9 protein-coding genes and 1 pseudogene are annotated in these 8,870 nt (G+C 41.2%); 5 read left to right on the top strand and 5 right to left on the bottom strand.

The window, feature by feature from the left end; translation table 11 throughout:
- Window positions 1-182 (bottom strand): annotated as a pseudogene (locus VE944_RS09305) (anti-anti-sigma factor); the annotation flags it as partial.
- Window positions 183-380: 198 nt separating this feature from the next.
- Between VE944_RS09305 and VE944_RS09300 the strand changes: the two are divergent.
- Window positions 381-1,178: a 7-carboxy-7-deazaguanine synthase QueE gene (locus tag VE944_RS09300; RefSeq protein ID WP_324975571.1), complete on the top strand. Its 798-nt coding sequence runs from the start codon at window positions 381-383 to the stop codon at window positions 1,176-1,178.
- A 130-nt stretch (window positions 1,179-1,308) separates the two neighbouring features.
- On the opposite strand, the gene VE944_RS09295 is transcribed toward VE944_RS09300, so the two are convergent.
- The 3 genes from VE944_RS09295 to VE944_RS09285 all read right to left on the bottom strand — a co-directional run bounded on the left by VE944_RS09295 (window position 1,309) and on the right by VE944_RS09285 (window position 3,353).
- Window positions 1,309-1,566, bottom strand: coding sequence for a hypothetical protein (locus tag VE944_RS09295; RefSeq protein ID WP_324975568.1), 258 nt, complete (start codon window positions 1,564-1,566; stop codon window positions 1,309-1,311).
- Window positions 1,567-2,073: 507 nt separating this feature from the next.
- A complete protein-coding gene (locus tag VE944_RS09290; RefSeq protein WP_324975565.1) occupies window positions 2,074-2,718 on the bottom strand; it encodes a DUF3318 domain-containing protein in 645 nt (214 codons plus the stop codon).
- Between the two features lie 77 nt (window positions 2,719-2,795).
- The gene (locus VE944_RS09285; protein ID WP_324975562.1) at window positions 2,796-3,353 is read right to left on the bottom strand and encodes a hypothetical protein; all 558 of its coding nucleotides are present in this window, start codon (window positions 3,351-3,353) and stop codon (window positions 2,796-2,798) included.
- 562 nt (window positions 3,354-3,915) lie between these two features.
- On the opposite strand from VE944_RS09285, the gene VE944_RS09280 reads away from it, so the two are divergent.
- The 4 genes from VE944_RS09280 to VE944_RS09265 all read left to right on the top strand — a co-directional run bounded on the left by VE944_RS09280 (window position 3,916) and on the right by VE944_RS09265 (window position 8,143).
- Complete coding sequence (locus VE944_RS09280) at window positions 3,916-4,995, top strand: amino acid ABC transporter substrate-binding protein (RefSeq protein WP_324975559.1); 1,080 nt, start codon at window positions 3,916-3,918, stop codon at window positions 4,993-4,995.
- Window positions 4,996-5,064: 69 nt separating this feature from the next.
- Window positions 5,065-5,991 carry an amino acid ABC transporter permease gene (locus tag VE944_RS09275; RefSeq protein WP_324975556.1) on the top strand — a complete coding sequence of 309 codons (927 nt, stop codon included), beginning with the start codon at window positions 5,065-5,067 and terminating at the stop codon, window positions 5,989-5,991.
- Window positions 5,992-6,157: 166 nt separating this feature from the next.
- Window positions 6,158-7,354 carry an amino acid ABC transporter permease gene (locus VE944_RS09270; RefSeq protein ID WP_324975553.1) on the top strand — a complete coding sequence of 399 codons (1,197 nt, stop codon included), beginning with the start codon at window positions 6,158-6,160 and terminating at the stop codon, window positions 7,352-7,354.
- Between the two features lie 48 nt (window positions 7,355-7,402).
- Window positions 7,403-8,143 (top strand): amino acid ABC transporter ATP-binding protein, encoded by a 741-nt coding sequence (locus VE944_RS09265; protein ID WP_324975550.1) that lies wholly within the window; start codon window positions 7,403-7,405, stop codon window positions 8,141-8,143.
- 74 nt (window positions 8,144-8,217) lie between these two features.
- Here VE944_RS09265 and VE944_RS09260 read toward each other — a convergent pair whose 3' ends face one another.
- Window positions 8,218-8,844 carry a retropepsin-like domain-containing protein gene (locus tag VE944_RS09260; RefSeq protein ID WP_324975548.1) on the bottom strand — a complete coding sequence of 209 codons (627 nt, stop codon included), beginning with the start codon at window positions 8,842-8,844 and terminating at the stop codon, window positions 8,218-8,220.
- Between the last annotated feature and the right edge of the window lie 26 nt (window positions 8,845-8,870).

The raw sequence follows: 8,870 nt of genomic DNA, 5'->3' as shown, positions 1-8,870 counted from the left end.
ATGATTTGCTTAGGATGTGAATTGGGCTGGATTAAGCTTTGGCAGGTTTGCTTAAAGCCTAAAGCCTCCAGGATGCTCAACCGCTTAGGCATCTGCACTATAGCCGTGTCGTTTAGGGAATTAACTGGAAAATCGACCTCTGTCGGTTGGCTAGTCATGAAGCTCTGCACTTTCGTTGCCATGTATAATGTAATCTGCCAAACATTACTTTGTCCTAGAAAATTACTTAACCTAATATTGGAATCAGTAGTAATAAGGACTAATTTCGATTTACCGGGGCTGAGATTGGAGATCGCTAGCGACGATTCACAATAGAACAAGAAGCCAAAAAATATCCTTGTTGTTGTGCCGCCGCAGCGCGATCGCGTTGCTCTTATCAAATGATTGCTAAAAATACGGTTACACCTACCGCACGCCTGATTGAAATCTTTTCTGCCATTCAAGGGGAAGGACTAAATGTAGGGACGCGTCAGATATTTATTCGTTTTGCTTTGTGTGATTTGCGCTGTCAGTTTTGTGATAGTGTCCACACTTGGAATGCACCTGCTAGTTGTCGGATAGAGCGATCGCCTGGATTGCGCGACTTTGAAACCCACTCTAACCCTGTCTCTCTACCCATACTAATTGAATGGGTCGAACGACAAAATGTACCTTCTCTACACGATAGCATTAGCTTAACTGGAGGCGAACCACTTCTTCATGCCCCATTTTTAACCCAGTTTCTACCCGAAGTGCGAGCCATAACTGGTCTACCTATATACTTAGAAACTGGCGGACATCGCCCAGAACAACTGGCAATGATTCTCCCTTACTTAGACTCTGTAGGTATGGATTTAAAATTGCCCAGTGTTAGCGGCGAAAGTCATTGGCAAGAACATGCTAAATTTCTCCAATTATGTCATGACTCATATTTAAATGTTTTTGTCAAGATAATTGTGTCTCAAAACACAGATCCAGCCGAGTTAGAACGTTCAGCTTTGCTAGTGGCGGAGGTTAGTCCAAATATCTCAGTATTTTTACAACCTGTTACGCCTTTAGCAGTATCTGAACAATTCTCCTCAATACCTGTGTTTGCCCCTACTGCTGATCAAGTTTTAACGTGGCAAGCTTTGATGAAAGGCTTTCTCAGGCATGTGCGTGTGATCCCTCAGACGCATAAAATGCTGAACCAGCTGTAAAATTTGAGTTTGATAAAGATATAGTCAAGAAAAAAGTAAGATTTTATGAAAGGCAGTTAAAAGCAAAACACTCTTTGAGGGATATTTCCCCAATGCTCACAGAGAAATTACCCAACAGGCGATCGCCCAATTACAAAGATTTGGGTTTTGACTTATGTTGTTTAACTTTAGTATTATTAAGTTTTGAATGATTGTTGTGCAAATCTTGGTTAGTAATACCATGAAATAATCTGACTAGCCAATACTTACCAACTTGAAAGCGGTGTTTGCGGGTTGGCATTCGCAGCAGCAGATAAACTAATCGGCGAGTGACGTGGGCTAAACGTCCCTTCAAATTGATGAAGCCGAGGCTAGAGACGATCGCTGTGTTTGTGCCCAGAGTGAGCATTTCCCCCAGATGGAGATAGTGAAAGTAGCGCAGATATCCCTTTGTGAGAGACGCTCGGAGGTTATAAGCTGCACAGCTTGCCTGTTGATAAGCGGCTTGGGCTGTGGTGGGAATTTGTTTTCCTCGTCGCTCACGGATATCGGCTAAAGTTCATGAAGCGATCATTTTGATCTACCAGAGTAATCTGGGGTTTTGGCGATCGCTAACGGGCTGTATTTAATAGATAAAATCGTCCCTCTCCGAATTGGAGCTACCGTGTACACACAAGTCTTTTAACCCCCCAGATAAATTGGGGGACAAAAACCCTTTAAAATCCCCCGATAAATTGGGGGGTTTAGGGGAATCTTCAATGATTTTGATTTTATACAAAGATGTGCGTAAACCGTAGCCGAGTTGCACACGGGCAGACTTGAACTTTAGTTCAAAGCAGGGAGAGGTTCATCGAACTCACGTTAATTTAGGTATTTTGTGGGATGGGCAATATCTACCCAATCTAATTTCTGGTTTCTAGAGTGCGCCCTCGTCTGGAGTTTTGGATTTAGCTTTTGCCTTATTAGCACTGCGTTTAAGGGCAGAGAGCCTTGCTTCGTATTTCGACCGTTGACGCTTACTAGGAGTATTGTCAATCAGGGTTTTCAAGGCACTACCTAGACTCTTGTAGGCATTGGGGAGGCTATAACCAAAACGAGTTGCCAAAGCGATCGCTTTCTCATCAGCATTGAGCAATTCTCTCAGTTGCTTTTCCCCACTATTCTTTTGGTACAGTCGCCAGCCTGACACACCACAAAGCGACAAAGCTAACACCAGAAGCAATCCATCTTGTACCCACAATTCGCCTACAGCACCACCTAAACCGATGGCTAGTGCTGCCATTTCCCAACCATCTTTAGGAATCGTGTCATTTTGAACGCGGGCAACTTCATGCCAGAACAGCAGATTACGCTGATCCATTGCGAGGGCATCCCATTTCACCAAGTCAATTTGAATTTCTACCTGGTCTTTACCAATTTCTTCGCAACGAACCAGGGGTGGATTGACCTCAGTTGTGCCTTCAACCATGACCCAGCTCTGTAATTCTGGCGGTAGTAAGCCTTTCAACCGCCGTAGTTCACTCATTTCCGCTTTGGCAGAGGAGGTTGCATAGGATGTCATAATATCCAGCCCCAGAAAATTTCAGTATATAGTGAGGGTATCACTTTGGAGTATAGCTATTTAAGTGATGATCCGTCTCAGTCGCTGGGAAAACTTCCTCGCTTTTTTCGCGCTTCCATTGCTTTTTCCAGCAAATCTAGCAATCCTGGGGCTTCTTCTTGGATACTTAGTAACAATCTTTCCCCAAGCTCTATATTCCCCGGATCAAAACCTGTTACCATCACTTCTTTCAGGCGAGGTATTGCTATACCATCCACAATCTGAATTAACCCACTCAGACAACGGTGAAATTGTTTTTCTGTGAGAATCGAGTCTTCTAAAGGAAACTCAATAATGGCACGAATCTCGCCATCAGATGGGTCATACTCCCATTGCAACATTTTGGTTTCCCAAGAGATGGCAAGCATTGTCTGTAGGATAACTCCCTTGTGAGGATGGTCTTGAATTCCTGACAGAACTTGAGGGGCAAATACCCGGAAAAATTTTCCCTCTTCATCCAACTGGACAACTATTAGGATATCTTCTAAGTTATCAGCCTCCACACCTGTTATAATCCGGTCTTCTTCATCATCAAAACGGTAGTCCCAACCAAGGTTGTCTAAATAGTTGGCAATCTGTTTGAGGTTAGCTCCCATAAAAGCCTCATAAGGAACGGTGGAGCAGCTGTTACCAGACCTAGTTTAACCTGCTAAGGGTAGTTGTTTAGGTTGGTGTGGCTACAAGCGATCGCATCAAAGTATGCAATTAGGGAATGGGGCATTGGGCATGGGGCATTGAGCATTGAAGTGAAGATAGAAAAAACAGATTTTCATCCTGGGCTGTGAATGATATTTTCTGGGGTTCTCTTGCTTATTATTCAAGAAGGGCTGAACGCGTTTTTATAAATTTTATTCAGTGAAGGATATAAAACTAATTCACTGAAATTTTAATATTATCTTCCAGGTTTAATGAATGTATTGCTTATCAAGTATGGTAACAGTAAGTTAAATAAAACTCGGAAGCTTAAGCCAAGTTGAGAAGTTTGCACTTACCATCTGAGGCTTTTGAAAGAATAAGTAAAAACTTAAACTAGCGTTTTTCAAAGCCAATAAATATAGCACAAAGACTGGTAGAGTTTTATATTACAAGCAGCAAAATGTTTTTACTGAATAATTGTAGTGAAAAATACATTTTTTATTGTAGATATCAATGAAGTTTATGCATAAATCAGCTTTAATGATAGCGATCGCACCTCTAGTCTTTGCGATCGCTGCTTGTGGTGGAGATTCAGGTCAAATAGCAAATACATCCGGCACTCCAGGTAGTAATCCAGCCCCACCAGCAGCTCGAAATCGCTGGGATAGTATTAAAAGTCGTAGTCAGCTAACTTGCGGTGTTAGTGGCGAAGTCCCAGGATTTAGCTTTGTGGGAACTGATGGTAGATATAGCGGTATAGATGTAGATATCTGTCGCGCGATCGCAGCTGCTTTATTTGACAACCCAGATGCAGTAGAATTTCGCAATCTCAATTCCAAAGAGCGTTTTACAGCTTTGCAAACTGGCGAAGTAGACATTCTCAGCCGCAACACTACTTGGACACTTAGCCGCGATACCTCTGTGGGTTTAGAATTTGCACCTGTGGTCTTTTACGACGGACAAGCCATAATGGTTCGCAAAAATAGCAACATTAAGTCTCTGGCAGACTTTAAAAATAAACCCATCTGTGTTCAAACTGGTACTACTACCGAACAGAACTTAGCAGATCAAATGCGGAAACGGAGCGTTGCATACAAACCCGTTGTCTTTGAAGACGTTAATGTTACCTTTGCTACTTATGCTCAAGGGCGTTGCGATGGTATTACAGCTGATCGTTCGGCATTGGTTTCTCGGCGCACGACTCTACCCCAACCAGAAGATAACGTGATTCTTGAGGAAGTGATTTCTTCAGAACCCCTTGCGCCAGCAGTTGCCAAAGGGGATGCTAGGTGGGGTGATGCTGTTAAATGGGTGGTTTATTCGCTGGTAAAAGCTGAAGAGTTGGGTATTACTTCCCAGAATGTGGGTCAGTTTGCTGCTAGTAATGACCCAGATATTAAGCGTTTTTTAGGAACCGAAGGCAACCTTGGTGAAGGACTAGGCTTAACTAACGACTTCGCAGCTAGAGTAATTAAGCACGTTGGTAACTACGCCGAAATTTACGATCGCAACCTCGGCCCCAAGACAAAACTCAATCTACCTCGTGGTCAAAATCAACTCTGGAGCAAAGGTGGACTGCTTTATTCTCCACCATTCCGGTAGGGAGTTAAGAGTTAGGAGTTAGGAGTTATTATTCTCCCTATGGCTCTTGTACTCAATGACAAATGACAAATGACAAATTCAAAACCACCTTTATGGCGTGATATCCGTTTTTGGCGCATTGCTTTACAATTCATTGCCGTATTGTTAGCAGTAATTGTAGTAGTAATACTGTTGGGCAATCTCAATCGTAATTTGCAGCGATTAGGTATTCCGTTTGGCTTTGATTTTTTTAAGCAACAAGCATCTTTTGATATTGGCGAGACGCTAATTCCCTATAAACCCACTGACCCCTATACTCATGCTTTATGGGTGGGATTAATTAATTCCTTGCGGGTAGCGCTTGTGGGAATTTTGCTCACAACAATTGTAGGAGTAAGTGCTGGGGTTGCCCGACTTTCTGACAACTGGCTAGTGCAGAATATCGCGATGGTTTACGTAGAGATTTTCCGCAATACGCCCTTACTGCTGCAATTGCTGTTTTGGTACTTTGCTGTTTTCCTCAGTTTCCCCAAAACAGAAAATAAGATATCCCTTTGGGGTTTTATTAGCGTTAGTCAAAATGGCTTAGAACTCCCTTGGTTTACCTTATCCCCAGAGTTTTCAGCTTTGCTGTTGGGATTAACGTTTTATACGGGTGCATTTATTGCTGAGATTGTCCGAGGTGGGATTCAATCAGTAGCTAGGGGGCAATGGGAAGCAGCGCGATCGCTAGGATTAAAACCAGGGTTAGTTATGCGGCTGGTAGTATTTCCTCAAGCTTTGCAGGTAATAATACCATCATTGACGAGCCAGTATCTTAATTTGACGAAAAATACCAGTTTAGCGATCGCGATCGGCTACCCTGATATTTATTTTGTCGCCTCTACCACATATAACCAAACTGGGAAAGCCGTAGAGGTAATATTACTGATTATACTCACCTATCTCACCCTGAGTTTAACCATCTCTATAGTTATGAATTTCTTCAATCGTAGCGTACAAATTAAAGAGAGATAATACAATTTTAGATTTTAAATTTTAGATTGTATACTCCTACGAAAAGCAAACTATGTGTAAGTCCTTATAGAGAAATATTTAATGATAATTGCTTTTTGTTTCTTATCTATTGCAATCATATTTGTAAATTAGTGTAACAAAGATATGGGGAGAACAAATCATTAAGATGACAAGCAATCCAAAATCCAAAATCGTTCTGAGCATAGCCGAATTACAAAATCCAAAATTGTTGTGGTTGCGTAAAAACCTGTTCAATACTTGGTACAACAGCTTATTAACTTTTGTCTGTTTGATGTTCCTGTTTTGGGTAGTGCGAGGAATTGTAACTTGGGCAACGACTCAAGCACAATGGGCAGTAATTCAGGTTAATTTACCTTTATTTTTAGTTGGTAGGTTTCCTCAAACGCTATATTGGCGAATTTGGATTGTGCTGGCGTTCGCTTCAACTTTAGGCGCTATAACTGTGGGTATATTTTTTGGTAAACAACAGTTAACTAAGCGTAAAATTTATTTTTTTACTTTTATAATTGGCGTTTTATTAATTTTTTTACCGCTAGCCTTTACAGCCCGCCTCTGGTTACTATTAATTGCAGTTTTGCTAGTTGCAGGTTTTTGGTTTGGAGGAAAGTTTACTAAGTTAATAACTCCTTGGCTTTCTCTATTATGGTTAGTGTCTTTCCCCGTCATTCTTTGGCTACTCGGCGGTGGATTTGGATTACAACCTGTATCTACAAATTTATGGAATGGTTTGCTACTTACCCTATTGATGGCAGCAACCAGTATTGTACTTTCCTTCCCCATTGGGGTTTTATTGGCTTTAGGGCGTACAAGCAATTTACCCGTAGTCCGTTGGTTTTCCATCCTGTACATTGAAATCGTCAGGGGAGTACCACTGATTGGGATTTTGTTCCTCGCTCAGATAATGCTGCCATTATTTATATCAGCAGATGTGCGTTTAGATCGGGTACTACGAGCAATTGCTGGATTAGTTTTATTTAGTGCTGCATACATGGCAGAAAACGTGCGCGGTGGACTCCAATCAGTTCCTCGTGGGCAAATTGAAGCTGCAAAAGCGCTAGGATTAAATACAGCCTTCGTGGTTTTGTTTATCATCTTACCTCAAGCCTTACGTACCGTTATTCCTGCGATCGTTGGCCAGTTTATCGGCTTATTTAAAGATACTTCACTATTATCTTTGGTGGGATTAGTAGAATTAACAGGTATTGCCCGTTCCATATTGGCACAACCACAGTTTCTTGATCGCTATACAGAAGTTTATCTATTTATTGGATTTATTTATTGGGTATTTTGTTACTCAATGTCGTTGGCTTCTCGGCGATTAGAGAGACAGTTGAATAATTAGTCATTGGTCATTATAAAAATAATATTCATTATTTGGACTTTAAATATTATGCCAGAGGTACAATCAATAATTGTTGCTGAAGATGTTCACAAGTGGTATGGTAAGTTCCACGTTCTTCAAGGTGTGAGCTTGACAGTTAATCGTGGAGAAGTAGTAGTTTTGATGGGGCCATCTGGTTCAGGTAAATCTACCTTTATCCGCACATTTAACGCTTTAGAAGAATACCAAAAGGGAAAAATTGAAATCGACGGTATTACCCTCAGCCATGACTTGCGAAATATTGAAACGATTCGCAAAGAAGTGGGAATGGTATTTCAGCAATTTAATCTATTTCCTCATCTCACAGTGTTGCAAAATATTACTTTAGCGCCAATTTGGGTACGGCGATCGCCAAAGGCAAAAGCCGAAGAATTAGCAATGCAACTATTAGAAAGAGTAGGAATTTTAGAACAGGCGCAAAAATATCCAGGACAGTTATCTGGTGGACAACAGCAACGGGTGGCGATCGCTCGTGCTTTAGCCATGCAACCCAAAATCATGCTGTTTGACGAACCCACCTCAGCCTTAGATCCAGAAATGGTACGAGAAGTTTTGGATGTAATGCGAAATCTTGCCCGTGATGGCATGACAATGGTAGTTGTCACCCACGAAGTAGGATTTGCCCGTGAAGTCGCCGATAGAGTTATTTTAATGGATAGCGGTTCCCTCATCGAGTCAGCCACCCCTGACGCATTTTTCAGCCACCCCAAAGAAGAAAGAACACGTAAGTTTTTGTCACAAATTCTCTAAAACCTCTGCGCTATCTTTGACCCCTGTTTTACGCAAGTTTTTGCAAGTTGCGAGAAGTGTCTGTGGTTAACTAATTAGCTATCTCCACGCCATATAAAGAGAATTTGTTCATCAGCTTGCCTAAACTCAATATTAAACTTATCAAATACAACTTCTCTTCCTAGAAGTAATTGCTCTCCACCTGTATTAGTTTGTAACCATGCCACAGCAGCAATAAAACTGTGTTCATCAATTGTCATTTCAACATTACGTAAAACATACTCAACTCTTCCGCCAATAGTTTCTGCTAATAATTTTGATTCTGCATCAGCCAAAGCATAGCCTAAATCTTGACCGACTTTGAAGGAAATTAAACTTAATTCAGCACCAGAGTCCACTAACATAGTTGTGGACATTTCTATATCTCTATGCTTCAGTTTTACATGATAATTTGGTTGCCTATCATGTCGAGCAATTGTACGAAAGCGAATTGGTAAAATCTCAATAGAAGCAGTGCGACGCGGAACTAAGTAAATTGCAAATATTTGCTTTGATGCTTCTGCTAATTCTAGAACTTCACGCAAACTTTCACTGTGAGCTATTAAACCATTAGCATTGTAAGCAACATATTGATTTTTATATAAATCTAATAATATTTGGCGATTCTGGTTTAGCCACTTCAGCATTTGCTTACTTTCATCGGAAGAGGGTGTTTTATTCATAGATTTTGGTGATAATTTCAGTCATT

Origin of the sequence: Nostoc sp., from assembly GCF_035638895.1 — a bacterium.
Taxonomy (GTDB): domain Bacteria; phylum Cyanobacteriota; class Cyanobacteriia; order Cyanobacteriales; family Nostocaceae; genus Nostoc.
The sequence above is the reverse complement of the archived record's forward strand: the minus strand, read 5'-3'. Positions and strand labels throughout refer to the sequence as shown.

Bases quoted from the DNA above. Each gene is read 5' to 3' on its own strand.
- VE944_RS09300 (WP_324975571.1), top strand. From the start codon at position 381: ATGATTGCTAAAAATACGGTTACACCTACCGCACGCCTGATTGAAATC.
- VE944_RS09295 (WP_324975568.1), bottom strand. From the start codon at position 1,566: ATGCTCACTCTGGGCACAAACACAGCGATCGTCTCTAGCCTCGGCTTC.
- VE944_RS09290 (WP_324975565.1), bottom strand. From the start codon at position 2,718: ATGACATCCTATGCAACCTCCTCTGCCAAAGCGGAAATGAGTGAACTA.
- VE944_RS09285 (WP_324975562.1), bottom strand. From the start codon at position 3,353: ATGGGAGCTAACCTCAAACAGATTGCCAACTATTTAGACAACCTTGGT.
- VE944_RS09280 (WP_324975559.1), top strand. From the start codon at position 3,916: ATGCATAAATCAGCTTTAATGATAGCGATCGCACCTCTAGTCTTTGCG.
- VE944_RS09275 (WP_324975556.1), top strand. From the start codon at position 5,065: ATGACAAATTCAAAACCACCTTTATGGCGTGATATCCGTTTTTGGCGC.
- VE944_RS09270 (WP_324975553.1), top strand. From the start codon at position 6,158: ATGACAAGCAATCCAAAATCCAAAATCGTTCTGAGCATAGCCGAATTA.
- VE944_RS09265 (WP_324975550.1), top strand. From the start codon at position 7,403: ATGCCAGAGGTACAATCAATAATTGTTGCTGAAGATGTTCACAAGTGG.
- VE944_RS09260 (WP_324975548.1), bottom strand. From the start codon at position 8,844: ATGAATAAAACACCCTCTTCCGATGAAAGTAAGCAAATGCTGAAGTGG.